Origin of the sequence: Maridesulfovibrio pacificus (SeqCode) (genome assembly GCF_048612815.1) — a bacterium.
Lineage (GTDB): Bacteria > Desulfobacterota > Desulfovibrionia > Desulfovibrionales > Desulfovibrionaceae > Maridesulfovibrio > Maridesulfovibrio pacificus.
The window spans coordinates 1,102,589-1,127,805 of the sequence record NZ_JBLZNE010000001.1 but is presented as its reverse complement, the minus strand read 5'-3'; the positions used below and the strand labels follow the sequence as shown (position 1 = coordinate 1,127,805).

Below are 25,217 nucleotides of genomic sequence, written 5' to 3'. Positions count from 1 at the left end.
ATCTCACATTACAGAACGTGGGTGAAAGCGTTTATGAAGCTGGACCAATCTTCCGGCTTGAATATGTGTGTATATTTCGGTAGCATTGATGTCTGAATGACCAAGAAGCAACTGGACTGTACGCAGATCCGCACCGCCATCCAGCAAGTGGGTGGCAAACGAATGCCTAAAAGTGTGTGGAGATATTGAACGTTTTATACCTGCTTCCAGAGCGAACTTCTTGATCAGTTTCCAGACACCCTGTCTGGTCAGTCCTTTTCCTGATCTGTTTAAGAAGATATTCTTGACTTTGGGATTAAAAGCAGGACGCCAATCCTTAATGTATTGGTTTAAGAAATTTTGCGCCACATAATGAATCGGCACCAGCCGTTCCTTGGAACCTTTGCCGAAAATAATGAGAACTCCTGTTTGAGGATCAAAGTCTTCAATGTTAAGATTGATCAATTCGGAGACTCTCATTCCGGCTGCATAGAGCAGCTCAAGCATAGTCCGATCGCGAAACCCCAGTTTCTCGGTCAGCTTGGGCAGGGCGAGCATGCGGCCGATCTCCTCCGGTGATAGGAACTCAGGAATTTTTCTGGGGAGCTTCGGGTTTTCCAGCAGAGTTGCAGGGTCTTCTTTAATGAATCCCCGCGACGTGCAGAACGCGAAAAATCCCCGCAAAGACGAAAGATGCCTCGCCAGCGAGGTTGATTTCAATGCTTTTGACCTTAGATATGTAAGGTAGAGCAGCAATGTCTGACTTGTGGCGTCTTCTATTTTCGCGGACCTATCTTCCAGAAAAGACTGAAAAGACTCCAGATCACTCAGATATCCACTAAGGCTGTTCTCAGAGAGACCACGCTCAATGAGCAGGTACTCCAGATAACGGTCGATCCATTGGTGTTTACAGGATGTATTGTTTTCATTCTCGGTCATATCCAATACTCATTACACGTATGACCGCGAGTGCTCAAGATGATTGACAGAGCAAACAAGCACATTTAAAGAGTTTTGATAATAATTTAACCAAAAAATGACAGGAGCATACCGAAATGCCAGAATTTAAACTTGCCGACAGGCTCGCAACACTCCCCCCGTATCTCTTTGCTGAAATTGACAGACTCAAAGCTGAAGTAGCAGCTCAGGGAGTAGATATCATCAGCCTCGGCATTGGCGATCCTGACCTTCCGACTCCCGACTTTATTATTGAAGCACTGCACAAAGCAGCCAAGAACCCGGTTAACCACCAGTATCCTTCTTATGTTGGCCTGCTGACTTTCCGTCAGGCTGTTGCTGACTGGTATAAGGAAAGATTTAATGTTGAGCTGGACGCAGCAAAAGAAGTTGTTTCCCTCATCGGTTCCAAAGAAGGTATTGCGCACTTCCCATTGGCTTTTGTTAACCCCGGCGATCTCGTGCTGGTAGCTTCCCCCAACTATCCGGTTTATCCGGTAGCATCCGGCTTTGCCGGCGGTGAAGTTGAGATTGTTCCTCTGCTCGAAGAGAATGACTTTCTCCCCGAACTCGACGCTATCTCTGATGAAAAATGGGATAAGTGCAAAATATTCTTTGTAAACTACCCCAACAACCCCACATCTGCGACCGCAACACCTGAATTCTACGCAGAGCTGGTTGCCAAAGCTAAAAAGCATAATGTTATCATCGCAGCGGACGCCGCTTACACCGAAGTTTATTACGATGAAAACAATAAGCCCATTTCCATTCTGGAAACTCCCGGCGCAAAAGATGTGGCCATTGAATTCCACTCCCTGTCCAAGACCTACAACATGACCGGTTGGCGTTGTGGTATGGCAGTAGGTAACCCCTCACTTGTTGCTGGACTCGGAAAAATTAAAGAAAATGTCGACTCCGGTATCTTTCAGGCTGTACAGGAAGCCGGAATTGTTGCACTAAAAGAAGGCGAACCTTACGTTAAGGAATTCCGCAAGATCTACAAAGAGCGTCGCGATTGCGTTATTGAAGCTCTGGAAAAGATCAACATTTCCTGCAAGGTGCCTGATGCATCCATCTTTGTATGGGCTAAAACTCCCGAAGACTACACTTCTTCCGAGTTCGTATCCAAGCTCCTGAAGGAAACCGGTGTTGTTGTTACTCCCGGTAACGGCTTCGGCGAATCCGGTGAAGGGTATTTCAGAATTTCGCTGACTGTTGATACCGATAGGCTCAAGGAGGCAGTATCACGGATATCCAAACTGTAAAGGTCTACGTTAGTCTTGGTTCAAATATTGGAGACACTGAAGATAATTTGAATCAGGCCGTTGCTAGACTGGAAAAATATGAAGGTATTGATCCTGAAGTCTGGTCTGAAACTTACGAGACCGAACCTCAGGGATTGAAAGATCAGCCGTGGTTTAAGAATCAGGTGGTCCGTTTCGACGTTGACCCCGAACTCTGGTCCGCAGAAGGCTTCCTTTCTACGCTACAGGCTGTAGAAGGGCAGATGGATCGGGTAAGGGACGTTAAAAACGGCCCCCGAACCATTGATCTGGATATTATTCTCTTCGGAGACCGGGTTATCAATAGTGGGGCTTACCTCACTGTTCCGCATCCTCGTGCTTTGGATAGAGCTTTTGTGCTTCTGCCAATGACCGACATCGATCCGGAACTAGTATTCCCGGACGGAACTTCCGTTGCTGATGCTCTGAAGAAAATTGATTACCGCACTGAAGGTAATAAGATTTATCAGGATTAATTCTCAGGCCGCACCTAATACTGGTGCGGCCTTTTTTTATATTGAGGTGTAGAAGTAATGCTTAAATTTGTTGTTATCGCAATTGCCGCATTCGTCATGTGGAAGCTCTTCACTGGCGACCAGAAGAAAAAGCAGGAAAAAGAAGGCAAGGACTTCAATAAGAAAGTCAAGACCGGCGAGATGGTCAAAGATCCCATCTGCGGAGCTTATGTGCCTAAAGATGGTGACATCCGGGTCCGTAACGGAGAAAAGGTCGAATGCTTTTGCTCCTTTGAATGTCGCGACAAGTACATCAAAAGACTTGAGGCTGACAGCGGCGAGTAGCTTTTGTAATATTTCGTTGAACCCTTTTGACAATAGTTAAAAGGGTTCTTTTTTTGTGCCTGAAAAGGGGTAGGGGAGTTTTATGAAAATCTACCTAAGAACATGTTCGCTCTATGAAGCACGTAAAGCCGGAGAATATGGTCTCATTGACGGAATTAAGCTGCTTCCGGAGAATGGGGAAGACAAATGTGTTGCTACTGATAATGACACCAAATCAATAATAGGCTGCACAAATGGTCCCATCTTTGTGTCAGCGGATGGCAACATCGCTGAAGATGTTCTCATAGAATCACTACAGTTATTGCGGCTTAGTCCAAATATTGTGGTCAGCATTAAAGCTACACTTGAAGGTTTTAAAGCCTGCAAATTACTGACAGCTAAAGATGTTCCCGTAATGATCACTGGATTGGACAGCATAACCAAAGCCATAATGGCGGCAAAATCAGGAGCAGATTTTGTCAGTTTTAATATGAAACTGGTCAAACAAAAGTATGGCGATGACTTTAAACTTCAGACTCAGGCTGTGAAGTTGATTCGCGAATATGGATTGCGGACAAGTGTGCTAGCAAATGTGTCCGGTGAATCAATCGATCTTGATTCTGTGACCGCGACTGGAGTTGATGGACTGGAAATTTCATTTACTGGTTTGATGAAGTTTTTGGAGAACGACAGTTAGCGTTAAGTTGATCATTATATAAAATTTACGTTTTGAGCCTTGTCTGATTGATAGCAGACAAGGCTCTTTTATATTCGAATATTACGACTTTCAAATTTAGCTCCTAAGCATTTAAAAATTGTTTTCCAAGGTCATCATTCTAACCATCTATGAGAGAGCTTAAAAACGAAAGAAGCCATGTCCATTATATGAGTTCAGAAGAAAAGAGTGAATTTGGCCATTATTGACCATAATTTTTGAAAAATTGAGACTTATGACCTCATCATATTGATATTACTAACTTTGTTTGCATGTCTCATAATGTAAATTATGTAAACTTTGAGAATTGAATGTAATAAAGTTTTCGCAATTTGGACTTTATCTTCATTAACATCGATAAGTTTTAAATTATTTAAATGTTAAAATTTAGATAGTTATAGTTTATCGTAAAGAAAAACCGGCATTTTCATGCTGCTGATTGAGGTTCTAACTGGTCTGTAGGTAAAACTTTGTTCATTGTAGCGATTAAGTTTGCCTCTTAAGACGCTTTTCTTTATCTCAGTGGTAACTAATAATTCACGTTGAATTGAAATCTAAATCCATGAGGTTTTCATGAGTTTGAGACTTAAGAAAAAGATATTACCTTCCCTTCTGGCTGCAGCTGTTTTGTTCGGAGGAAGTGGAAATGTATTTGCAGCTTCATCCAGTAAGACAGCTTCATTTGAAACCTGGCTGGAAAAATATGGAGCCTGGGACATTCTGGAACAGAACTATTCTCAGACTGGGGATACCCCTGAGTTGATTTTGAAACGGGCTGAAACAGCTTTTAATCTCGGTCGCTATTCAGCGTGTCTTGAAACGCTGCAATCAACCCCGGCTTTTACTGATAAAACACAGGAAATCACCAGACTTTGGCTTGGTGGTAAATGCCAGCGAGCTCTGGGTGATCCTGTTAAGGGTGTAATTTGGTTCAGTCAGGCTGCTCGTTTGATGGACCAAGATATTATGTCTGCAAAATTTAAAGAGGATTCCTATCTTAAAAGTATTTGGTTTGATGTCTGGCGTTCCCTTTACTGGGGGTATCGGGTAACACCGGATTCAGCTCGGGAATCACGGAAGATGCTCCTTGAACAGACTTTCGATCAAGCTGAAAAAGTATGGCCTACAACCTATTTTGTAGTTAATAGCAAATCCAAAATTGAAAGTTTGCATAATGCTGCTGAGAGCCAACCTTTTGTTAGCAATTCATCAGTGGTTGGTGACCCAGACCGCGTACTCATTGCCCAATCTCTGGCCGCAGCCAGTATCGGTGAATGGTCTAAATCAAATCGAGCTTTGGATGCAGTCTCTAATTCTACGGTTCAGACTTTCTGGAAATCTGTAAATCAGTATCTGGAGTCCGGAAAAGTCCCCGAGACAGTATCTTTATTTAATGAAGAGAATCTGGTTCGTCCGGCTTCTTTCATTAAGGCAGGGGCTTTAGAACCGGCGATCATCTCCCCTACTCTCTGGCAGCTCGGTGCTCCGACATCACCTGCATGGAATGTTTTCCGCAAGAAACTGCTGGAAATGGAACCTCAGGAAGCACTTGAAACCATCGACCGTGAAACTGGTTCTTTGCTTCTTTCCAGCGATCTGGTTAACGCTTTGCAAAACTACCGTTTGGCATTTGCTTTTTTGACCGGTGACATGAAACATGCTGAAAATGTTCTGAAGCGTCTGGATAAGGACACCTTGCCCATGAGCCTCAGGATTGCCTGCGGCATTGCCTTCAAGCTGCCTTTATCCAGAGTTCTCAGTACGGCAGATTACGGAAAGAATGAGCATCTTTTTATCATTTCCGGTTTGAGTGAAGCTGCAGGGATTGAGTATTTTAGTGATATCAACACTTCTTTTTGGAAACCAATTTCTTCCCAAAAACTAAATGAGGTCATCAATACCAATCCGCTGGATAGGCTGCTTGTGTTTGCAGACCTGTCGCAACAGGCAGAAAACAAGCAAAACACTCAAATTGCCCGCCGCAGTGCATTCCTTTTTCCTAAATCTAAATTAGGAGCGGAAAGCTTCATTTACCTGGCTGATAAAGCAGCTCAAAATAGAGACTTCAAGCTGTCCGCCTATTATTTGAAGCGTGTTAATCAAGATAAATTCGGTCCGAAACTTCGTCTTAAGTGGCTCACTGCCGCAGTTGCCTATGATCTTGCAACCGGGAAAGATGATAAGGCCATGAATGCCTACAATGAGATTCTGCAGTCCGGTGGAACTCTTCCTGCTGAAAAAGAACTGAAGCTTGCACTGATGATCCAGCAGAAAGGTGACCTGAAAAAAGCTCAAGCGATACTTGAAAGAATTTGGTCCGATCGTGATCAATTGGAAAATGACGAGCTACGCGCGGAAGTTCTTTTCTGGATTGCTGAAGGTGAACACGCTATCGGTAAAAAAGACAAAGCTCTCAAGCATTATCTTGAGCTGGCTTGGGAATTCCCCGAACAAAATATCTGGGCCGTGACCGCAATGTATCGCGCTTCCATGATTTATGAACACAAAGGACAGTTCGAAACTGCCAAGCGGTTCCTGAAAACAGTCATTAAACGTGCTGACCGAAAAGCTCAAAAAGAAGCTGCTCAGGCCAGACTTAACGCCATCGATACCAAGTTGGCCAAAGTCGGAGCTGGAAAAGAAGTTAGTTTTCCGTTTTAACTGAAATTCCGGCAGCTAAAATACTTTATTATGCTTCGCATGAAGCTTATAAATTAAAACCAAACAACAAAGGCCCTGCTAAGATCTTTAGCAGGGCCTTTAATTTTAACTCAAAATTTTTAATACCGTTCCGGCCATTGTGGTGACGGCAGTCTTGATGGTCGGCTCCGGCGGTGGATAAAATTTGCTGTTGTGAATAGACGGCGGATTAATTCCTTTTTCATGGAATAAAGTCATTTCTTCGGCAGATGTCGCTCCGGTAAAAAACAGACATGATGGAGTTTCTTTGCCGCCAGCCGTTCTGAACAGAGAAAAATCCTCACTGCCCATGACCATTTTAGCTTCATGTACCTTATCTGCGCCAAGATGTTCCGCAGCAGCTTTGCGGACAATATCAGCTAAGCCACTATCATTAGTTGTTGCGGGCAGATCGCTTTCTTCGTCAAATTCAACGATGGGCAACAGATTTTCAGGCAGCCCCATAGACAAGGCTTCATATTTACAGATTCGCTTCACTGAATTAAAAATTCGGTCATGACCTTCTGAATTACAGAATCTTGCAGTGACTTCCATGACCACTTCACCGGGAATGATATTGGCTCTTGTCCCACCGTGGATGGAACCAACGGTGACAACTGCGGGATCAAGCGGACTGAACTCACGGCTGACAATGGTTTGGAGCGAAGTAACGATTCTTGCTGCGAGTACAACCGGATCAATACATTCTTGCGGGATCGCACCATGCCCCCCTACTCCGCGGACGGTAATTTTAAGCTGATACGTCCCGGCCATGATCGGTCCGGACTTAACCATAATATTACCGGCTTCAAGTTTGGTAATGACATGGGTAGCAAGGCAATAATCAGGAGCTCCGAATTTTTCAAAAAGTCCCTGTTCAATCATCGCTCTGGCACCGGACATAGATTCTTCGGCAGGCTGCCCGACAAAAATTATTTTCCCGCTCCAACTTTCTTTGGATTTAGAAAGGATTCGGGCTGTCCCCACAAGAGTGGTCATATGCACATCATGCCCACAGGCATGCATCACACCGGTATCGTTGCCGGAAGGATCTTTGCCTCTTACAGAACTTGCATAATCCAGACAGGTTTCTTCGGTAATCGGCAGCGCGTCCATATCACCACGGACCATAACAGTCGGGCCGGCCCCATTTTCCAGAACACCGACGACACCGTAGCCGCCGAAATTTCTGGTTACAGAAATACCGCATGACTCCAACTGGTCTGCAACCAGTTTGGAAGATTTTTCTTCTTCACGCGAAAGTTCAGGGTTGGCATGCAGGTGCTTGTAAATTCTGACTAAATCACCCAGTTCAGTCTGAACCATTTCGGTCAAATCCATTTAATTCCCTTTTGATCTACGAGTCTTTATCTTTAGCGTTGCGCGCGGAAATTTCAGTATGTGCCCTACGCTTGGCATCATCGAGAATAGGATGAAGAAGTCCAACAATATTACGGACATTGAGATTCTCAGCTTCTTTTGAACAGAGCAGAACATCAAGAGCATCCAGACCATGGAAGATGTAATCTACGCTTTTTTTAACATCACTCATTTATGAAACTCCTTTAAATGAAATTGTCTATATTTACAGGCAGGTTGAATTGTATTGTCTGTAATCTGCTATGTCTATGAAAATTATCATCTCAGCCGTTACCAACTAGCTGCCAATTGGTTGATAAAATGGGAAAGTTACCATATTTAGTTTAAAAACAATCACTTCGCATATAAACATATTGGAAAACAAGCTACAAGATGTCATTTAATATTCGTCAAAATATTCAGTTATTAGTTGCATTTTTTACTGTCCTTCTAGGCGGGACCGCGGGTTATCTGTATTTTGAAAAAGATTGGTCCGTACTTGATGCCCTATACATGACTGTAATTACCATAACTACCATCGGGTTCGGGGAAATACATGACCTCTCCCCTGCCGGAAGAATTTTCACCATTGTCTTAATTTTTGCGGGACTTGGCCTTGCGGCTGTATTTGTAGCGCAGGTCGCAAAAGTTATTGTCCAGTCAGGAATTAGAAACCTCTACGAGAAAAAGAAAATGAACGACAAAATCAACAAATTAGAAAAACACACAATTGTTTGCGGTTACGGCAAGATTGGTCGGGCTATTTCCTTGAAGCTGTATGAGCTGGGTTTGAATTTTGTTGTTCTGGATAATGACGAGGAACAATTAGGCGAAGCTGAACAGCGCGGGTACAAAATTTTACATGGCGATGCGGCAGTTGATGGAGTCCTGCTTTCTGCAGGAATTCGCCGGGCAGATTTTATTGTACTCTGTATTAATGATGATGCCAGCAACATTAATATATCCCTTGCTGCCCGGGAGCTTAATCCCGATATTTTTGTTGTCGCGCGCGGAACCGACCCCTCTATTGAATACCGTATGCTCCGGGCCGGAGCGAATACCGTGGTTTATCCTCTTGATCTGGGAGGTGAACAAATCGGGCATATTCTAGCCCGCCATGCCGGAGTAGCTGAACCGGAAGAAAAAGGTCCTGTTGCTCATGAAGTGATGGGTTACAGTCTGAGAATTTTTCCCCACTACGACAGTGCCCCGACTACAGTAGCTGAAGTGAAAGGTAAAACTGGAGCTATCAGCGCATTGGTTCTTCATCGGGCTGATGGAACTGATATTGAAAACCCCTCCGATGAGTTAGAGCTTAATTATGGCGATTCCGTTCTTGAGCTGGTCAAAAAAGACGGGGCCTGCTGCGAATTGCAAAGCAATATCAAATGGTCCGAAGATCTATCGCTCGGGATACCTTCCATTGATGCCGAGCATCGCGTATTGGTTCGTTATGCTGAAGATTTCCAGACAGCCCTTCGTGATGGGCAGGATCACGAAGCAATTGCTCGACTTTTTGATCGTCTGCTGGAATACACTTCCAGTCACTTCGCTCGCGAAGAGGCTTTCATGCAAAAACGCGGCTTTCCCGGAATTGAAAAACACATGAAAGAGCATCGCCGTATCACCCGCGAAGTTATGGACTTGAACCGTGACAAAAAATATATCTTCCCGGACAGCATCGATTCATTCCTGCAGGATTGGATTATCAACCATATTAAGACTACTGACCGGAAGTATGTTAAATATTTGAAGGTGGATAGATAGCATGTCCATCCTCACCGCCGTCCGCAAAACTTTACAAGACCTCGCTGATCCTGAACGCGCACCGGACATGAAAAAGTATATGAAATCCGAAATGGATTTCTATGGCATCCCTACTCCCCTTCGTCGCAAGTCCTGTATTCGCATTTTTAAAGAATTCGAACCTTGGGATTTTGATAAGTGGCAAGCCGCAGTGCTGGAAATTTGGCGCGAAGCTGAATTCCGTGAAGAACGATACAGTGCTTTAGATTTGATAGACTGGAAGCCCTGCATAAAATTTCATACTTGGGAAGCACTGCCCATGGTGGAAGAAATGATAGTCAGTGGATCATGGTGGGATTACTGCGATGCCCTGACCTTACCGCTTGGGAATATTTTACGCGCTGAACCGAAACGAATGAGCGCATTGATGCTTGAGTGGTCCACAGATGACCATATGTGGAAACGTCGATCGTCCATTCTTTGTCAGCTCCGCTTTAAAGATGAATTGAATTTCACTTTATTGCAGCAATGCATTGAGCCTAATATTGATTCAAAAGAATTTTTCCTGCGCAAAGCCATAGGCTGGTCCTTACGGGATTATGCATGGACTCATCCGCAAATAGTGAAAGACTATGTTGATGCAAATGCGGATAGCCTTTCAGGATTAAGCAAACGCGAGGCTTTGAAGAATATGCATAAGCTTTTGTAGACGTTCTCTCTTAAATTTTTGACTGAAAAGGATCACTTGACCACAAACGCAAAAAAGGGTTGAAGCTTTCGCTTCAACCCTTTTTCTGTTGCATGGTGCCGAGGGGGGGATTCGAACCCCCACGGAATCTCTTCCACTGCCCCCTCAAGACAGCGTGTCTACCAGTTCCACCACCTCGGCAAGAGGTGTACAACGCGTTTCCGCGTCGTGTGAAGAAGTGTTTACGTAAATCTGACACCCTTGGCAAGATGTTTTTGTTAATAATTCCAAAAAAAGTTTAGACTACATTTTTATCAATTAATTCAACGACAATCCATTCGATTAGCCAATCAAAAATTGAAAAAACATCCTGAATTAACCCAAAAACAATCCAATTTTATCAAACAATACCGACTTGGCGCAGAATTCATTTCTGACGCGTCACCACCTGCGGTGCAATACAGCACAAGCAAAACACTCTAAAAATCAATTCTGAGCCAATTCTGAGAATGATATTTTTTGCAATAAATTATACTTTTCGGCGTGTTCTGTTGTAATCCAGCTCCATATGCAAAAGCGGAAACGGTTTGCCCTGACCATCCAGAGCGGACCTTCTTACAACACGAAAACCGATATGCTCGTAAAATCCCAAAGCTTGGGGATTCTGCTCATTAACATCAACTTTGGTCACAGCTAAATTGTCTATGGCATATGCGCATAAAGCCGAGCCAACGCCCTTCCCTCTGCTTTGAGAATCAACAAACAGCATTTCAAGATTTCCTTCCGCGACACCACAGAAACCAAGAATTGTTCCATGTGAGTCTTTTGCGCACTTTAATTCAACAGCATCGAAATACTGCTCTAAAATAAGAGGTCTCAAATCTTCTATATCGCTCTCATCAAGAAAATCATGAGTTGCGCGTACAGATCTTTCCCAAAGCTGAATCAGCTCACTATAGTCGGTTTTAGTTACATCTCTAATAATCATATTTGCTCCAGATATGAAAAAAGGGTTGAAGCTTTCGCTTCAACCCTTCTTCTGTTGCATGGTGCCGAGGGGGGGATTCGAACCCCCACGGAATCTCTTCCACTGCCCCCTCAAGACAGCGTGTCTACCAGTTCCACCACCTCGGCAAGAGGTGTACAACGCGTTTCCGCGTCGTGTGAAGAAGTGTTTACGTAAATCTGACACCCTTGGCAAGATGTTTTTTATAATAATTTGAAATTAATTTGATTTGGTTTTTATCAATGAAATCAGACTACAAGAATCAGGTTTTAAGCTTACGTGCTGCTCCGTTTTCATCATCATACTCCCAAAATTCAACATCACTTGGAATTAAATGGTAATTCGTCTTGAGATAGTATTCAGCTAGGGTGCAATTATGCTTCGGACAAAAATCTCGTAGCACAAACATTATTTTTCTTAGCCCAGATGGCGCTGTTACAAAATGATACATAGCTTCATTCCAAGTAGTCAATTTCGCACTCGGGACATTTCCTCCGGAAGTCCATTTATGCGATTTGCATTCAACTATAACTTTTTGCTCAGTGCATCCTAAATCAAATGCATGATCTTTTGTTTTGGCTATATCAATGCCGATAGGAAACTTGATTGATCGGACAAGTTTTACCCCTTGAGATTCCCAAAAATCTTTAGCAGCAAGTTCAAACTCCATTCCAACGTGAGCATTGGAAATAGACCCTTTACGCTGAAATGGTTTGTTGTGATCTGGCATGATGTAACTCCAAGCTATAATGAAATGACAGGTTACATCTTTTGGTGTTTAAACGCAAAAAAGGGCTGAAGCTTTCGCTTCAACCCTTTCTTAGTTGCATGGTGCCGAGGGGGGGATTCGAACCCCCACGGAATCTCTTCCACTGCCCCCTCAAGACAGCGTGTCTACCAGTTCCACCACCTCGGCATGAGGTGTCGTTCTAAGAACGTTTCGTTGAGGAAATACTTAACGCTCTCAAAACATATTTGCAAGATGTTTTTGCAAATAATTGCTCGTAATATTTAGGTTTTTCATTTCGAAGCACCTGCTTTTCAGATGGTGCCGAGGGGGGGATTCGAACCCCCACGGAATCTCTTCCACTGCCCCCTCAAGACAGCGTGTCTACCAATTCCACCACCTCGGCTCTGAAACTACGAGCTATATATTTTAAAGAACTTCAGTGAAGTTTTTAAAAACTTACTATTTGGTCTCTTCTGCAGGAGCCTTTGCGGGCTCTTCAAAAGTGACAGCAGGCTTTTCTACTTCAGGAGTAATGATGGTGTCACCTTTAAGCATGACTGACTCATCAGCAATCCTGTTGCCGGAGAGGTAGTTGTAAGAGAGAGAAGTTACCAGGAAGATTGCTGCCAGAAATGCAGTGATCTTTACGAGAACTCCACCTGCTCCGGTGCTACCGAAAACAGATCCACTTCCTCCGCCGAAGATTACGCCCATGTCTTCTTTACCGCTCTGTAAAAGAACGAAAATGATCAGGAAGACGCAGGCGATAATGTGTACAGTAATTACGAGCGTTTGCAAAGCTTTTTTTCCTTTATTTTTTCACCTGGAATAAGGCAGATATTTAAGCCAGTGCGATCTGGCTGAAACTTTCCGCGTCCAAGCTCGCGCCTCCTACCAAGACACCGTCCACATTGTCAAGTGCAATGATCTGGGCGCAGTTGGCAGGCTTAACGCTTCCACCGTATAAGATGCGGATTTCATTGGCTTTTTCAGGGAAAAGTTTTTTCAGCTTTTCTCTAACAAAACCGTGAGCTTCAACGATTTCGCCTTCGCCGGCCACTTCACCGGTACCGATGGCCCAAACAGGCTCATAGGCAACAACAACGGTTTCGGGAGCGAAGTCGGAAGCTACATTCTTTAAACCAGCTTCGAGCTGTTCGTCAATAACCTTCTGTACTTCCCCGGCTTTTCTTTCATCGATAGTTTCGCCGATGCACAGGATCATGGACAGGCCGTTCTCGAGACCGAAAGCAACCTTCTCGCCTACCAGCTCGTCAGTTTCACCTATGATTGCACGACGTTCGGAGTGTCCAGCCAATGAATATACACAGCCTACATCCTTAAGCATTGCAGGCGAAATCTCGCCGGTGAACGCGCCTTCAGCCTTGGGATAAAGGTTTTCAGCGGAAAGGTGGCAATCAGCATTTCCTTCCAGCACGGAACCTACGGTTTCCAGAGCGGTGTAAGGAGCTGCAATAACAACTTCACGGTCAGCAGGAAGTTTGCCTTCGATTTTTTTTAGCAGATCCTCGGCTGTTGCTTTAGCTTCAGCGCGGGTTTTATACATCTTCCAGTTAGCTGCCATTAATTTTTTCATTAGCTGTTCTCCTTAAGTGCTTTAAATGCGGGAAGTTCTTTGCCTTCGAGAAACTCGAGGAAGGAGCCGCCACCAGTGGAAATAAAAGTAAACTTATCTTCAAGCTTGGCCTGATGCACAACGGCATCGGTATCACCGCCGCCAACGATGGTGGTAGCATCATCAAGGTTAGCCATAGCTTCGCAGACCTTAAGGGACCCCTGTGCGAAAGGCTCTTTCTCGAACAGCCCCATAGGACCGTTCCAGACGATGGTCTTGGACCTTTCAATCACTTCACAGAATTTCTTGGCGGACTCAGGACCGATATCGAGCAGCATGCCGTCTTCGGGAACGGAATCGCCGTCGCAAACACCCTGTGCGGTCTCAATGTCCCTGCCCCAGATAAAGTCGGTGGGCAGGTGCAAAGTAGTACCGGAAGAAGCTGCTTTATCCATTATTTCCTTGGCTGTATCCACGAGAGATTCTTCAACAAGGGATTTACCAACAGCCTTGCCCTGTGCAAGCAGGAAGGTGTTGGCCATGGCGCCACCGATGATAAAGTCATCAACTTTACCGATCAGGTTGTTGAGGATGCCGAGCTTTGAGGAAACCTTGGCACCGCCGGAAACAGCGATGTAGGGCTTGCGAGCATTTTTAAGTGCTTCACCGAGGTATTCCCATTCCAGTTTGAGCAGGAAGCCGGCGCAGCATTCTTTTGCAGCATAAGGAACGTCAACAACGGAAGCGTTAGCACGGTGCGCTACGCCGAATGCGTCGTTTACATAAATATCAGCAAGGGCGGCGAGTTGTTTGCCGAAATCGCCACGCTCTTCGGGAGTCTTGGCCTGTTCTTCAGCATGAAAACGCAGGTTCTCAAGCATCATGACCTGACCGGGCTGCAGTTCGGCAGCCATTTTTTCAACATCAGAACCGATGCAATCAGGAGCAAGGGGAACTTCCATTCCGAGGTATTCGCCAAGACGCTTGGCAGCGGGAGCAAGGCTCAGAGAGTCTACCCTTTTGCCTTTGGGTTTGCCCAAGTGGGCCATAACGATAACCGAAGCGCCCTTTTCAAGTGCATATTTAAAGGTAGGGACAGCGGCTTTGATGCGGTTGTCGTCAGTGATGGTTTCTCCATCCAGGGGGACGTTGAAATCAACTCTCATCAGCAGTTTTTTTCCTGCAATATCAAGTTGGTCAATGAAGCGCATGATCACTCCGTGGTTAAATCGGTTTGAGTTTACTGACTAAAAATCCAAGTCATACAAGAGGGCGTCTTCCCTTGTATCCGGATAGTAATTCTTCCTGACTCCCACCTGAACAAAACCGAGACTTTCATATAGCCCGATGGCGGAAGCATTGGATTCCTTAACATCCAGAAGCCCTCTTTTCACATTCATCTCCCGGCACCTTTGCATAAGATCCAGCATAAGTGCCCTGCCAATTCCCTTTCTTCTGAACTCAGGGTGGACTCCCAAATTGAGAACTTCCATTTCATCCAGCACAATTGAATATGCCAGATACCCCACCAGCATACCCTGCTCTTCATATCCGAGGACAAAGAATGCCTTTTTTTCCAGTCCCAGACGGAACTGCTCTTCGGTCCAGTAGTATTCGAAACACAGAGACTCCAGAGCCCTGAGCTGGCTGAGATGTTCCGGACCGAGTTCGAAAATTTTTTGAGTACCAGAGATGACTTCCGCGCTTTTCATAAATAGGGTATCTACCTGTGCATGGGTGGAAAGTGTGAGTTCACAACCTAAGTCAATATGAACCTCATACACGCAATTTCCATGAATTGAAAGAACGACTGTGTTCAAAAACGAAAAGAATTTGTTTAAAAGTGAAAAAAAATCCCGTTCAGATTGAAGTTGTCGACCAGAACAACCGTCCTTTAACAAGTATGGACATCAGTGAAGTCCACCGCCAGTCATTACGGCATCGCTCGGTGATTATACTTGTCTATGACAATGAAGGAAAACTTTTTCTTCAAAAAAGAAGCCCGCAACAAAAACTGTATGCTGGCCGTTGGGATGTTTCCGTAAGCGGACACGTATATACCGGCGAATCCAATGAAAAAGCGGCTTTGCGTGAACTTGAAAACAAACTTCGAATTCGCAGTTCCAGCCTGAAGTTGATCGAAGAGATCAAAGCATCATCCGAGACAGGCTATGAATTCATTTCCCTTTTCGTATTGGATAAACTGAACACAACTCCGGAGTTAATGACAGAAGACGCTGATTCCGGCTATTTTTATTCTGAAAGTGAATTGGACTGGCTGATTCGCGAATATCGCGAACTGCTGGTACCATCTCTTGTCTTTTTGAATGACCTGGATCTGCTCTTCAAATTCAAATAAGCTTATTTAGGCTGAATCAGTGCATTAAGCTGTTCATGAATTTGAGAGTTGGTGGCCAGAATCATGGGTGAATACAGGTTGAATTCTCCAAGCCCGTATTCCGTGACACGCCCTCCGGCTTCCTCCACCAACAGCCATCCAGCAGCCATATCCCAAGGCTTGAGGGAATTTTCATAATACCCTTCATACCTTCCGCAGGCTGTATAAGCGAGATCAAGAGCAGCCGCACCGGGACGGCGAACGCCTTGTGTATTAACCAACACCCTGCTTAAGGCATCGGTTATGAAATCAACATGTTCTTCAATGGCGTAAGGAAAACCGGTGGCAATCAGAGATTCTTCAAGGTAACCGCAATCCGAGACATGAATCGGTTCACCGTTCATAAAAGCCCCTCCGCCACGTACTGCAGTGAATACTTCATTTAATATAGGCAGATTGACTATGCCGAGCACCACCTGACCGTTCTCCCAAAGAGCAACGGAAGTAGCGACCATGGGCAACCCGTGGGCAAAATTAGTGGTACCGTCGAGCGGATCAATGATCCATGTACGGTCAACCAGCTCGGCATCACCAGCAGTTTCCTCGGCAAGAAAGGACGATCCCGGCAATATTTCTGCAAGTTTAGCTTTAAGAAATTTTTCAACCGCCAGATCAGTCTCAGTTACAAGATCAATGCGCCCTTTGTGCTTAATTTTCTTAGGCTTATTGTAACTTCCCTTGATTATTTCACCGGCCTCAAGGACAGCCGCAGTAGCTTTTTCTAGTAGTGATTGCATGTTTTAATTAATATAAACTTTTTCAAAGCCTTTATCTTTCTGGAGGCTTAAGCCTGTCCCACGCACAACGGTGGTAAGCGGGTCGCCATCAATAATAACCTTGAGCGAACTTTCACGGCTTATCAATCTATCCAGTCCCTTAAGAAGCGCTCCACCACCGGCGAGCAGCAAGCCGTTATCGGCGATATCGGCCACAAGTTCTGCCTGTGTACTTTCAAGAGCAACCCTTACAGAATGGACAATCGCGGCAACGGGGTCAGCAATCGCTTCTCTGATTTGAGCATCATTGATTTCGATAGACTTAGGTTTACCGTCCAACAGGTTTCGTCCGGAAACAGTCATGGTAAGCGGCTCAGGCAGTTCAATCGCGGAGCCAATCTGAATCTTGGCCCTTTCTGCAGTATTCTCACCGACAAGCAACTTAAATTCGTCCTGCATGTATCGCATAATGGCGAGGTTCATCTCGTCACCGGCAACACGTACGGACTGACTGTGAGCCACGGAAGAAAGGGTGATAACAGCAACTTCGGTAGTTCCACCGCCGATATCAACAACCATATTTCCTTCCGGTTCGTGAATGTTAAGCCCGGCACCGATGGCTGCGGCCATGGGTTCTTCAATGAGCCGCACTTCACGTGCTCCGGCCTGCTGACCGGATTCAATAACCGCCCTTTTCTCAACCTGTGTGATTCCGGTGGGCACGCAAATAATAATCTTAGGTTTGACCAGATTACGGCCTTTGATCGCTTTTTTAATAAAAAAAGCGATCATCTTCTTGGTTACTTCAAAATCAGCAATAACGCCGTCTTTCATGGGACGGATCGCTTTGATTTTATCAGGAGTACGTCCAAGATATTCCTTGGCCTCCTTTCCCACGGCGATGACAGACTCATCCCGGGCATCAAGTGCAACTACAGACGGCTCATTAAGGATTATTCCATCCTTCGGGGTGTAAAGCAGTGTGTTTGCCGTACCGAGGTCCATGGCAAGATCCTTGCCGAAAAAACTCATTATTTTAGCCCACAACATATAAATCAGGCCTCATGCATGAAGCGGTTAATTATCGTTTATCAAAACCGGATTGGTTTTGGACGGGGTTACTTTCTGCAAGGCAGTGCGTGCTTCCGCAAGCTTGCTTTTCAGAAAAAGGTTTTCAAGAAACTGATTAAGATACTCAGATACCATAAACAGGAAATCCTTCAAGTCCTCGTCAATTCGCTTCGGTTGGTCATTTGCCAGCACGAGAACTCCCCGGGTCTTGCGCTGAAAAACAAGGGGAAGACAGATTATACTCATGAAATCTACGGTACTTGCACTGGCTCCGAGAAGACTTGAGGCTGCCTGTCCGGCATTATTTTCTTCAATGAAAATAGGTTCGTTATTTTTATATACCCAGCCCACTAGACCGCTACCGAGAGGGAAAGCCATAGATTTGGAATCTCCTTTGTGGAGGATAGGCTTGTTTTCCCCTTCCATGTAAAAAGAAGTTCCTCTCTGATCGATAACAGTAAGAAATGAGTGGGAAAAACCACTTGTTCCAGCGGTCATATTCAACAGGTTATCTAAAAATGAATTCCATTTAGGCTGTCTTTTGCGTAAATCATGCAGCAGCTTAAGAGTCATGAAATATTCATTTTTTCTTCCGTCTGCGTCCACAGAACGGATACAGGAAAGCATGGAAGTAATCATCTTCCCAAACTGAGAAAGAATCTTCAAATCCTTGGTACTGAATGAATAAGTCCGCTTGCTGTCGAGACATATAGCCCCGAGAGACTGCTCCAACGGCGTACCCATGAAGGCTTTAACCTTTGAATCTTCACGGTTTTCATAATAACCAATGGTTGTAGAACCCTTGCGATCCATATTGTTGATAAAAAGGGGCTCATTCTTGCCGATCACGATTCCGGCCAGACTCTTCTTCTGCAAGGGGGTTCCCTTGGGAGAGATATCATCGCCAAGACTGAAATAAGTGGAAAGAGAATACCCATGCTGTCCGTCCGGCAGAAACAGAACAACACTATGCGCCTCAAAAACATTACAGACGATGCTGAGGATATTAATTAAGATTTCGTTTCTAGGCATGCTCTACTTAGTCCTGCACTCGATAAAATAATCAATGCTCCGGTTGTAAGTTTTTTCCTGCTCCGGTGTAAAGTAGCAGGCCGGAAGCTGATCTTTTGCGCGGTGATATTTTATGCATTCGCAGCAGGCACCGGCTCTGGAACAACCGCTGTAGGTGCAGGGACAGTCAATTTTATTTTTCTCGATGGAGCAACCGTCTAAACTCATATATTTTCATCCTTAAATTATGGTCGTTAGAAAAGAGAGATATCATATGATATAATCAAATCCGTATCATTCTTATTTGAAAGAGCCTTCCCGGTCAACAGATACCCGTTTTAATAACAGTCCTTTTTAAACACCCCCGAAAAGTTGTAATTTACTATTATGACCGTTTTTCCACCTCAAAAATTGCTGTTAACTAAAAAAAAGCATCAGTTTTAAATAAAAATTAAATTCTACAATTTTTCTAGATAATTTCAGTTGTAATTAGTTGCAGTTCGGGCTACTCATACATTAATATAAATTTAAATGACCTTGATAAGTTTCAATTAGACAGGTCCAATTTGATCCTACAGCAACATGCAGGGTTTTAATATGTGGCAGGAAGCCTTTTCCAAATATACAGGGGGAGCCTGTGACACGGACACCGTAAATCCTCAGGATGTTTACGATATGCGGTCTTTGGATGGGCTGCGACTGCATCTGGACCATGTCCACATTAAAAATTGCCTGCTCCGTCCTTACTTTGAAAACCGCAACCAATATCCTCTGGTTGACGACCGCGAGTTGCTGCCCTCTTTTGAGGTAGACCTTTACGAGTATAAGAAACTTCCCGGTTTCAGCATGGTCGCTCTTGAACGTCCCCTGAATTTTTTTCAAGAAATTTTTCAATTCGACATCCTGCACAGTCCACGACTTTTGGATGATTCTACAACCGAAGATGCGTGTCCGCTTTTTGAGTCAATTCTCAAAGCGAACATTGACACCTTTGAAAGCAGGCTGCCCAAACGTTCTCACAAAGAATTTCTCAGCGAATTCTGCAATATTGATATCTCTGCCATTGAAAATTACGATCGAATTCTCCCGCATCTGCTTGAGATCGAAAGAGCTCAGGTTATGGCTCAGGATAACACCGGAAAATTTTATCTTGCCGGAGTATTCGGCTCGTTTCCATCCGATTTAGATAACGAACTGAAACGATTCGGCATCAGAATCGGTAAATTCAAACCGGGTGACAACCTGCTCTACGAATACAACCGTTTATTCGTTTACACTTTTCTCATGGAGTTGCATGGTTTTCCCATTGTTTCGGAAAGACGCACCTCCTCTGCTCTTTTTGCCCGTCGTCTGCACCGGATGGGTGAAAAATTCATGGTCCGTGTTCTGGGGCAATCCGACCGGACTATTACCTCTCTTTTTTCGCATGCAAAGGCCAAGCATTATCCACGAGTGGAAAAAATTGCTTTGGTTCAGGTCAGCAAAGACAATAAAGACACCATTGCCGAACTTAAAAAAGGCGGATTCTTTGTAGATGAGAAAAAAAGGGTTGTCATTCTGAAGGTTAAATACCGCCAGCATAAATTCAACCCGGAAAACGTCCGTGAAGACCGTGCTCTTTCTGTTTACGAGCAACAAGTAATTCATCCCCTCACCGGGGAGTGCGCCTCCCACTTCAACGTGATTAAGGATGCGTCCAGTATGACCATCCTGCTCAACGATATTGTGCGTGGTGAATACACTGGAAACATTGTCTACAAGCGAAATGAGCTGATTCAGGACACAGAGACCCATGAAAGACGGCTGAAGTTTCTTTTTGCATGGCTTTCCAAACATCAGCGCAGGATCATCGGGTATTCCGACGAATTTTATTCCGGCGTAGTGAAAGTTCTGGACAGCTACCTGCTGGCCCCGGATAACTATGAACCGTTCAACGAACTGACCGACCTTTATCAGGAGGTCTGGTCCAAATACAGCTACATTCAGCAGGCCCGTAAGCTCAAAGTCCTTGAAGACCTCAGGGAAAGGAAGTATCGGGGTAAAAAAATAAGCTACCTTGAAATGCTTCAAACAATGCATGAAATCATGAATGAACTCAAATTTGAAATCGTAAACTACTTTGACAAGCTCGTTGAAACAGCTTTGAAAATCGGCGACAGAGTTCTTAATGATTCATATTTGATACGTAAATATATTTCTTGTCCAGAAGAAGACCTTACACCTTATGGCCTTGATGTAAAAAAATATTACGGTCGTATGGTTATGGTACTTGATGAATTCAGGTCGATCCGTAAGAGCCGTTCCCTCTACGAGGAAGGGGCCGTCAGCGGATTGGTTTAAATTTAACTTTGAAAGCACCTTGATTTATTCGGGTGCTTTCAATTTATACGGAGTAAAAAATTGACAGCACTGCGCACTACCCCCTTAACTGAGTGGCACCGTGAAAACGGCGCTAAACTTGTTCCCTTTGCCGGTTTCGAAATGCCTGTCCAGTATGCCGGTATTATTGCTGAACATAAGCAAACCCGTGAAAAGGTCGGCGTGTTTGATATCAGCCATATGGGTGAATTCAAACTCAGCGGTAAAGGAGCAAAAGACGGGCTGAACAAGCTGGTCACCCAGAATCTGGATACCCTTGCACCGGGCAAATGCCGTTACGGTTTCCTGCCTAACGACAAAGGCGGCGTCCTTGATGACCTGATCATCTATTGCCTTGCTGAAGACTCCTACATGCTGGTGGTCAATGGTTCATGTGAGGAAGGCGATTTTAACTGGATTGATTCCAGACTTCCTGAAGACCTGAACTTTGAAAATATTTCCTACGAAACAGCCAAGATCGATCTACAGGGTCCCCTTGCTCTGGACGTTCTGGAATCTGTTTTCGGACGCGACTTTAAACATCTCAAGTACTTCAACTTCGAAGAAACTGAATTTGACGGCTACAAGCTGATCATCAGCCGCACCGGTTATACCGGTGAACTGGGTTACGAATTCTACCTGCCTGCTGACAAGGCTCTTTCCCTGTGGGAAAAACTGGTTGCAGACGAAAGAGTAGAGCCCATCGGACTGGGCGCACGCGATACCCTTCGCCTCGAGTGCGGCTACCCCCTCTACGGTCAGGACCTTGATACCGAGCATAATCCTCGCGAAGGCGGCTACGGATTCCTGCTTCCCGCAGACGCATACACCGATGTAAAGGAACTCCTTATTCCTCTGACCATTGAAGGTCGCCGTTCTGCTCGTCATGACGATATAGTCATGCTTGATGGTAAGGAAGTGGGTAAGGTTACCAGCGGTTCCTTCTCCCCTACTCTCGGCTACTCCATCGCTTTGGCCTATGTGGCCAAAGATGCTGCTGAAGCTGATATTTTTACCATCAAAGGTGCTCGCAAAGACCTTGAAGCTAAAAAGGCGGAGCTTCCGTTCTATAAGGATGGCACAGCACGTAAGAAGCTGGATTAGATTCATCTTTCCAGAATCAATTAAACCCCGCCATTTTATCAAAGTGGCGGGGTTTCTTTTTGGCTAAAGGCACATTACAACCTAGCTATGTACAACATCATTAAATATATTTTGGTCTCCGTAATGCTGGCAACCACCTGCAGCGCTGAAGCTGGTTTTGTGCCCTACGGCAGGATATTCAAAGCGGTGAAAGATGAACGGCCATATATCACTCAAGCTCAAGACAGCCGTCTTCAATTGCAATTACATAAAACAATACTTCTGAATTGCCCTGCAAGCCTGACCAATATTTCGAGCTATGTATATTCAGCCCACGCCTTTCTCGTTGGAGAAGTTGAGAATGATGCCGAGCGGGACACTTTGATAAATAGCGCCAAGGAAATTTCTGGACTTTATGGAGTCAGCTTTTTTCTGCCGCACAAGAAAACTACTGAGAATAGCACTTCATCAGAGCTTGAGATCAAGTTGAAAGGATTCATTGATCCCAAATATCCATCATCTAAAGTTACTGTCAAAGTAGTGCAAAATAATGTGGTCATATTGGGAGTCTTAGACCCGCAAGAACAGAAATCAGTGTGTAAGTCTGTTCAGGAAATAGCAGGTACGACCAAAATAATAAATTTTCTCCAAGAGCCTCAACAGCAGAAAAAAATTAAAAAGAGATTTCGGCCCATAAGAAATTTATTTGGCGACTAATTGCAGCAAACTACCATTGATATAATCTATACCAATTCTAAACAGCATCCACATAAATGCGAAGAATCTCCTAATATAAAAGTTCTGCATAAGAAGCTAGATTACATCAAGAACTAAACACAAATAAGCCCCAGCACAGAGAACTGCGCTGGGGCCTAATATTCAATTCGATTTCAGATGAACTCAGAGCTCACAAGCACCTGTTCCAATTTTCTTAGCTGCAAGAACTAGAAAAGCAGACCTGTCCATTCCATACTTATCAGCTACAGTATCGATAAATTTCAAATCCTGCTCAGGAACACTGATGTTTACTCTGACCCGTTTAATTTTTTCAGGAATGTTAATGAGCATGAGGCTGTGAAAATCCTCATCTCTTGAATATTCCTCATAAATACCCTTGAAATCGAGATTAGGAGCAGGAATATCCTCTCCATCTTCTTTCATTCCATCAACATGTAAATCAAGGGCTTCCTTTGCCATGACTTCGGCTTCTTCCAGTGTTACTCCAGCGGAAATACATCCGGGAAAATCTGGAAAAGAAACGCCGTAATCAGATCCATCATCTTTGTGGATTACTGCATAGTAACTTGCCATCACATTGCTCCACTCATTCTCTGCCAACTCACATATTTCACAATAAGGGAAAAGATCTTTCCCATCATCCCTAACGCAGCTTAAGTCCGGATTGTTTTTCAATAGAATGAAGAGTTCCTTTCGATAAGTCCTTCTTTGGGTGTGGTACAGTAACCCTGCCTGACTTCTCAGGGTGTTTAAACTGCCAGTGGCTGCCAACTGTGTTTACTTTGTACCATCCATCCTTTTCTAAAAGTTGGATTAATCTTTTTGAGGTCATGAAGATGTTTTCTTAAATCCGCTAGGTTAAACTTCAACTGAATCTCCACTTTCAGTGCCAGCCAATATGTGCATCCTTACATAATCGCAACAACTCGTCAAACTCAATGTGTATATTTACACACAAAAAAACGCATCTTGAATTAGACTTTATAATCAATTATAAACTCATCATTATGTCCAGACTTTAATCATATAAAGACCTTTTGGCTCTTGAGTTGCCCTGCCGTACTTCGAGCAGTTGAGCGACATTTTCAAATAATATTCTACTTAAGGATATTAAGGTTTTGTTATGTTTAAAGAACTTATGTACATAAACTCACGTCCCCAGCCTTTTGAATTCTATACTGCGTCTGATCTCTGGACCGATGAACACATCGCGAAACAGATGCTGAATTATCATTTGCACCCTGACATCGATGCGGCTTCTCGCAACTCTACTTTTATTGCAGAATCATCAGAATGGATAATTGACCATTTTGAATTGGCAAAATGCAAAAAAGTTGCCGACTTTGGATGCGGTCCCGGTCTGTATACATCAGCTTTTGCGAAAGCCGGAGCAGTTGTGACCGGAATTGACTTTTCCAGCAATTCCCTTGCTTATGCCAGTGAAGCCGCCCAAAACAGTAATCTTGAAATCAACTATGTAAATACAAATTATCTGGATTACAGTACTAATGATCACTTTGATCTCATCATAATGATCATGTGCGACTTTTGCGCTCTCAGTCCTGAACAGCGGCAAATTATCCTGCGTAAATTCTATGCCCTGCTTAAACCGGGCGGTTCGGTATTGTTAGATGTTTATTCACTGAATGCATTCAACAAATTATTTGAGAAACGAGTCTTTGAGCCTAATCTAATGGATGGATTTTGGGCCGAAGAGCATTATTACGGATTCCTGAACACATTTAAATATGAACAGGAAAAAATAATGCTGGATAAATACATTATTATTCAACCATCACTCACCCGCATAATCTATAATTGGTTGCAATACTTCTCGCCGGCTGATTTAGAGGCTGAAATTGCTACCGCTGGATTCAGCGGAGTTGAATTGCGGGGTAATGTAGCTGGTTCTAAGTACCAAAATGAGAGCAATGAATTTGCTGTCATTATTCGTAAGTAGCTGAATATATTAAAGAGGGTCATTTTTAGTATTAAAAATGACCCTCTTTTCATCTTAATTTCAGGTAATTATGTCTGATCAGCAACAATACTCTTTTAGAAGCTTATATTTCTCACCATTAAACTAGCAGAAAAACACTTATTTCAGTATGTTACAAGAAATAATCTTGAAACTCACTTTATTCCGCAAATAGTGCTGAATTAAATAACCTCTGTCGCTTATCATCTCATTAATATGTAATTTATTCCTTAAAATTCAATATAATATTTAGATAACGGCTTATTGTATCAAAAAGCACACATATTAAATTGTGTCATTCACATTACAAGCAAATTTTTTTTTTCATCTTCCCCATTGACGGATAGGTTCTTACACAGATGATTGG

27 protein-coding genes and 4 tRNA genes are annotated in these 25,217 nt (G+C 44.0%); 12 read left to right on the top strand and 19 right to left on the bottom strand.

What is annotated here, in order from left to right:
- Positions 1-3: 3 nt before the first annotated feature.
- Entirely contained in the window at positions 4-918 is a 915-nt protein-coding gene (xerD, locus tag ACNI23_RS05430) for a site-specific tyrosine recombinase XerD (protein WP_015851829.1), read from the bottom strand.
- A gap of 116 nt (positions 919-1,034) precedes the next feature.
- On the opposite strand from xerD, the gene ACNI23_RS05425 reads away from it, so the two are divergent.
- From ACNI23_RS05425 to ACNI23_RS05405, 5 genes are all read left to right on the top strand, one after another.
- Entirely contained in the window at positions 1,035-2,201 is a 1,167-nt protein-coding gene (locus ACNI23_RS05425) for an LL-diaminopimelate aminotransferase (protein ID WP_420247193.1), read from the top strand.
- The gene (folK, locus tag ACNI23_RS05420; protein ID WP_420250555.1) at positions 2,180-2,695 is read left to right on the top strand and encodes a 2-amino-4-hydroxy-6-hydroxymethyldihydropteridine diphosphokinase; all 516 of its coding nucleotides are present in this window, start codon (positions 2,180-2,182) and stop codon (positions 2,693-2,695) included. The genes ACNI23_RS05425 and folK overlap by 22 nt, the downstream gene beginning before the upstream one ends.
- 57 nt (positions 2,696-2,752) lie before the next feature.
- Positions 2,753-3,019, top strand: a complete 267-nt coding sequence (locus ACNI23_RS05415) for a TRASH domain-containing protein (protein WP_015851826.1) — start codon at positions 2,753-2,755, stop codon at positions 3,017-3,019.
- An 82-nt stretch (positions 3,020-3,101) separates the two neighbouring features.
- Positions 3,102-3,695: a transaldolase family protein gene (locus tag ACNI23_RS05410; protein ID WP_420247191.1), complete on the top strand. Its 594-nt coding sequence runs from the start codon at positions 3,102-3,104 to the stop codon at positions 3,693-3,695.
- Positions 3,696-4,286: 591 nt separating this feature from the next.
- Entirely contained in the window at positions 4,287-6,374 is a 2,088-nt protein-coding gene (locus tag ACNI23_RS05405) for a tetratricopeptide repeat protein (RefSeq protein WP_420247190.1), read from the top strand.
- Positions 6,375-6,479: 105 nt separating this feature from the next.
- Here the strand turns inward: ACNI23_RS05405 and ACNI23_RS05400 are convergent, their stop codons facing one another.
- Together ACNI23_RS05400 and ACNI23_RS05395 are read right to left on the bottom strand one after the other, a co-directional pair.
- Entirely contained in the window at positions 6,480-7,733 is a 1,254-nt protein-coding gene (locus ACNI23_RS05400; RefSeq protein ID WP_420247189.1) for a M20 metallopeptidase family protein, read from the bottom strand.
- 16 nt (positions 7,734-7,749) lie between these two features.
- Positions 7,750-7,944, bottom strand: coding sequence for a hypothetical protein (locus ACNI23_RS05395; protein ID WP_420247188.1), 195 nt, complete (start codon positions 7,942-7,944; stop codon positions 7,750-7,752).
- A gap of 200 nt (positions 7,945-8,144) precedes the next feature.
- Between ACNI23_RS05395 and ACNI23_RS05390 the strand changes: the two genes are divergently transcribed.
- Together ACNI23_RS05390 and ACNI23_RS05385 are read left to right on the top strand one after the other, a co-directional pair.
- Positions 8,145-9,518, top strand: coding sequence for a bacteriohemerythrin (locus ACNI23_RS05390; protein ID WP_420247187.1), 1,374 nt, complete (start codon positions 8,145-8,147; stop codon positions 9,516-9,518).
- A gap of 1 nt (position 9,519) precedes the next feature.
- Positions 9,520-10,206, top strand: coding sequence for a DNA alkylation repair protein (locus ACNI23_RS05385; RefSeq protein WP_420247186.1), 687 nt, complete (start codon positions 9,520-9,522; stop codon positions 10,204-10,206).
- Positions 10,207-10,299: 93 nt separating this feature from the next.
- Here ACNI23_RS05385 and ACNI23_RS05380 read toward each other — a convergent pair.
- The 10 genes from ACNI23_RS05380 to rimI all read right to left on the bottom strand — a co-directional run bounded on the left by ACNI23_RS05380 (position 10,300) and on the right by rimI (position 15,281).
- A tRNA-Leu gene (locus tag ACNI23_RS05380) sits at positions 10,300-10,386 on the bottom strand.
- 328 nt (positions 10,387-10,714) lie between these two features.
- Positions 10,715-11,173 carry a GNAT family N-acetyltransferase gene (locus ACNI23_RS05375; RefSeq protein WP_420247185.1) on the bottom strand — a complete coding sequence of 153 codons (459 nt, stop codon included), beginning with the start codon at positions 11,171-11,173 and terminating at the stop codon, positions 10,715-10,717.
- 59 nt (positions 11,174-11,232) lie between these two features.
- Positions 11,233-11,319, bottom strand: a tRNA-Leu gene (locus ACNI23_RS05370).
- 134 nt (positions 11,320-11,453) lie between these two features.
- Entirely contained in the window at positions 11,454-11,921 is a 468-nt protein-coding gene (locus ACNI23_RS05365; RefSeq protein ID WP_420247184.1) for a hypothetical protein, read from the bottom strand.
- A 99-nt stretch (positions 11,922-12,020) separates the two neighbouring features.
- Positions 12,021-12,107 (bottom strand) — tRNA-Leu (locus tag ACNI23_RS05360).
- Positions 12,108-12,237: 130 nt separating this feature from the next.
- Positions 12,238-12,324, bottom strand: a tRNA-Leu gene (locus tag ACNI23_RS05355).
- 56 nt (positions 12,325-12,380) lie between these two features.
- Positions 12,381-12,719 carry a preprotein translocase subunit SecG gene (gene secG / locus ACNI23_RS05350; RefSeq protein ID WP_420247183.1) on the bottom strand — a complete coding sequence of 113 codons (339 nt, stop codon included), beginning with the start codon at positions 12,717-12,719 and terminating at the stop codon, positions 12,381-12,383.
- A gap of 43 nt (positions 12,720-12,762) precedes the next feature.
- Entirely contained in the window at positions 12,763-13,518 is a 756-nt protein-coding gene (gene tpiA, locus ACNI23_RS05345) for a triose-phosphate isomerase (protein ID WP_420247182.1), read from the bottom strand.
- Positions 13,518-14,708, bottom strand: coding sequence for a phosphoglycerate kinase (locus ACNI23_RS05340; RefSeq protein WP_420247181.1), 1,191 nt, complete (start codon positions 14,706-14,708; stop codon positions 13,518-13,520). Before ACNI23_RS05340 ends, tpiA begins: the two co-directional genes overlap by 1 nt.
- Positions 14,709-14,744: 36 nt before the next feature.
- A complete protein-coding gene (gene rimI, locus ACNI23_RS05335) occupies positions 14,745-15,281 on the bottom strand; it encodes a ribosomal protein S18-alanine N-acetyltransferase (protein WP_420247180.1) in 537 nt (178 codons plus the stop codon).
- 59 nt (positions 15,282-15,340) lie between these two features.
- Here rimI and ACNI23_RS05330 point away from each other — a divergent pair, with 59 nt between their 5' ends.
- A complete protein-coding gene (locus ACNI23_RS05330) occupies positions 15,341-15,856 on the top strand; it encodes an NUDIX hydrolase (protein ID WP_420247179.1) in 516 nt (171 codons plus the stop codon).
- Between the two features lie 2 nt (positions 15,857-15,858).
- Here the strand turns inward: ACNI23_RS05330 and ACNI23_RS05325 are convergent, their stop codons facing one another.
- The 4 genes from ACNI23_RS05325 to ACNI23_RS05310 are packed head-to-tail and all read right to left on the bottom strand — an operon-like array spanning position 15,859 to position 18,921.
- Positions 15,859-16,632 (bottom strand): inositol monophosphatase family protein, encoded by a 774-nt coding sequence (locus ACNI23_RS05325; RefSeq protein ID WP_420247178.1) that lies wholly within the window; start codon positions 16,630-16,632, stop codon positions 15,859-15,861.
- 3 nt (positions 16,633-16,635) lie between these two features.
- Positions 16,636-17,661 (bottom strand): rod shape-determining protein, encoded by a 1,026-nt coding sequence (locus tag ACNI23_RS05320; RefSeq protein ID WP_420247177.1) that lies wholly within the window; start codon positions 17,659-17,661, stop codon positions 16,636-16,638.
- A gap of 27 nt (positions 17,662-17,688) precedes the next feature.
- Entirely contained in the window at positions 17,689-18,714 is a 1,026-nt protein-coding gene (locus ACNI23_RS05315) for a GAF domain-containing protein (protein WP_420247176.1), read from the bottom strand.
- A 3-nt stretch (positions 18,715-18,717) separates the two neighbouring features.
- The gene (locus tag ACNI23_RS05310) at positions 18,718-18,921 is read right to left on the bottom strand and encodes a DUF6485 family protein (RefSeq protein WP_420247175.1); all 204 of its coding nucleotides are present in this window, start codon (positions 18,919-18,921) and stop codon (positions 18,718-18,720) included.
- Positions 18,922-19,290: 369 nt separating this feature from the next.
- Between ACNI23_RS05310 and ACNI23_RS05305 the strand changes: the two genes are divergently transcribed.
- The 3 genes from ACNI23_RS05305 (at position 19,291) to ACNI23_RS05295 (ending at position 22,851) form a co-directional block, all read left to right on the top strand.
- On the top strand, positions 19,291-21,033 hold the full coding sequence (locus ACNI23_RS05305; protein ID WP_420247174.1) for a hypothetical protein: 1,743 nt from the start codon (positions 19,291-19,293) through the stop codon (positions 21,031-21,033).
- Between the two features lie 60 nt (positions 21,034-21,093).
- Positions 21,094-22,155 (top strand): glycine cleavage system aminomethyltransferase GcvT, encoded by a 1,062-nt coding sequence (gcvT, locus tag ACNI23_RS05300; protein ID WP_420247173.1) that lies wholly within the window; start codon positions 21,094-21,096, stop codon positions 22,153-22,155.
- 87 nt (positions 22,156-22,242) lie between these two features.
- Entirely contained in the window at positions 22,243-22,851 is a 609-nt protein-coding gene (locus ACNI23_RS05295) for a BON domain-containing protein (RefSeq protein WP_420247172.1), read from the top strand.
- A gap of 183 nt (positions 22,852-23,034) precedes the next feature.
- On the opposite strand, the gene ACNI23_RS05290 is transcribed toward ACNI23_RS05295, so the two are convergent.
- Positions 23,035-23,445 (bottom strand): type II toxin-antitoxin system HicB family antitoxin, encoded by a 411-nt coding sequence (locus tag ACNI23_RS05290; protein WP_420247171.1) that lies wholly within the window; start codon positions 23,443-23,445, stop codon positions 23,035-23,037.
- 70 nt (positions 23,446-23,515) lie between these two features.
- On the bottom strand, positions 23,516-23,704 hold the full coding sequence (locus tag ACNI23_RS05285) for a type II toxin-antitoxin system HicA family toxin (RefSeq protein ID WP_420247170.1): 189 nt from the start codon (positions 23,702-23,704) through the stop codon (positions 23,516-23,518).
- A 291-nt stretch (positions 23,705-23,995) separates the two neighbouring features.
- On the opposite strand from ACNI23_RS05285, the gene ACNI23_RS05280 reads away from it, so the two are divergent.
- Positions 23,996-24,832, top strand: coding sequence for a class I SAM-dependent methyltransferase (locus tag ACNI23_RS05280; protein ID WP_420247169.1), 837 nt, complete (start codon positions 23,996-23,998; stop codon positions 24,830-24,832).
- The last annotated feature ends 385 nt before the right edge of the window (positions 24,833-25,217 follow it).

Excerpts from the sequence above, each read along its gene's own strand:
- xerD (WP_015851829.1), bottom strand. The coding sequence starts at position 918 with ATGACCGAGAATGAAAACAATACATCCTGTAAACACCAATGGATCGAC.
- ACNI23_RS05425 (WP_420247193.1), top strand. The coding sequence starts at position 1,035 with ATGCCAGAATTTAAACTTGCCGACAGGCTCGCAACACTCCCCCCGTAT.
- ACNI23_RS05415 (WP_015851826.1), top strand. The coding sequence starts at position 2,753 with ATGCTTAAATTTGTTGTTATCGCAATTGCCGCATTCGTCATGTGGAAG.
- ACNI23_RS05410 (WP_420247191.1), top strand. The coding sequence starts at position 3,102 with ATGAAAATCTACCTAAGAACATGTTCGCTCTATGAAGCACGTAAAGCC.
- ACNI23_RS05405 (WP_420247190.1), top strand. The coding sequence starts at position 4,287 with ATGAGTTTGAGACTTAAGAAAAAGATATTACCTTCCCTTCTGGCTGCA.
- ACNI23_RS05400 (WP_420247189.1), bottom strand. The coding sequence starts at position 7,733 with ATGGATTTGACCGAAATGGTTCAGACTGAACTGGGTGATTTAGTCAGA.
- ACNI23_RS05395 (WP_420247188.1), bottom strand. The coding sequence starts at position 7,944 with ATGAGTGATGTTAAAAAAAGCGTAGATTACATCTTCCATGGTCTGGAT.
- ACNI23_RS05390 (WP_420247187.1), top strand. The coding sequence starts at position 8,145 with ATGTCATTTAATATTCGTCAAAATATTCAGTTATTAGTTGCATTTTTT.
- ACNI23_RS05385 (WP_420247186.1), top strand. The coding sequence starts at position 9,520 with ATGTCCATCCTCACCGCCGTCCGCAAAACTTTACAAGACCTCGCTGAT.
- ACNI23_RS05375 (WP_420247185.1), bottom strand. The coding sequence starts at position 11,173 with ATGATTATTAGAGATGTAACTAAAACCGACTATAGTGAGCTGATTCAG.
- ACNI23_RS05365 (WP_420247184.1), bottom strand. The coding sequence starts at position 11,921 with ATGCCAGATCACAACAAACCATTTCAGCGTAAAGGGTCTATTTCCAAT.
- tpiA (WP_420247182.1), bottom strand. The coding sequence starts at position 13,518 with ATGAAAAAATTAATGGCAGCTAACTGGAAGATGTATAAAACCCGCGCT.
- ACNI23_RS05340 (WP_420247181.1), bottom strand. The coding sequence starts at position 14,708 with ATGCGCTTCATTGACCAACTTGATATTGCAGGAAAAAAACTGCTGATG.
- ACNI23_RS05325 (WP_420247178.1), bottom strand. The coding sequence starts at position 16,632 with ATGCAATCACTACTAGAAAAAGCTACTGCGGCTGTCCTTGAGGCCGGT.
- ACNI23_RS05320 (WP_420247177.1), bottom strand. The coding sequence starts at position 17,661 with ATGTTGTGGGCTAAAATAATGAGTTTTTTCGGCAAGGATCTTGCCATG.
- ACNI23_RS05315 (WP_420247176.1), bottom strand. The coding sequence starts at position 18,714 with ATGCCTAGAAACGAAATCTTAATTAATATCCTCAGCATCGTCTGTAAT.
- ACNI23_RS05310 (WP_420247175.1), bottom strand. The coding sequence starts at position 18,921 with ATGAGTTTAGACGGTTGCTCCATCGAGAAAAATAAAATTGACTGTCCC.
- ACNI23_RS05305 (WP_420247174.1), top strand. The coding sequence starts at position 19,291 with ATGTGGCAGGAAGCCTTTTCCAAATATACAGGGGGAGCCTGTGACACG.
- ACNI23_RS05295 (WP_420247172.1), top strand. The coding sequence starts at position 22,243 with ATGTACAACATCATTAAATATATTTTGGTCTCCGTAATGCTGGCAACC.
- ACNI23_RS05290 (WP_420247171.1), bottom strand. The coding sequence starts at position 23,445 with ATGGCAAGTTACTATGCAGTAATCCACAAAGATGATGGATCTGATTAC.
- ACNI23_RS05285 (WP_420247170.1), bottom strand. The coding sequence starts at position 23,704 with ATGACCTCAAAAAGATTAATCCAACTTTTAGAAAAGGATGGATGGTAC.
- ACNI23_RS05280 (WP_420247169.1), top strand. The coding sequence starts at position 23,996 with ATGTTTAAAGAACTTATGTACATAAACTCACGTCCCCAGCCTTTTGAA.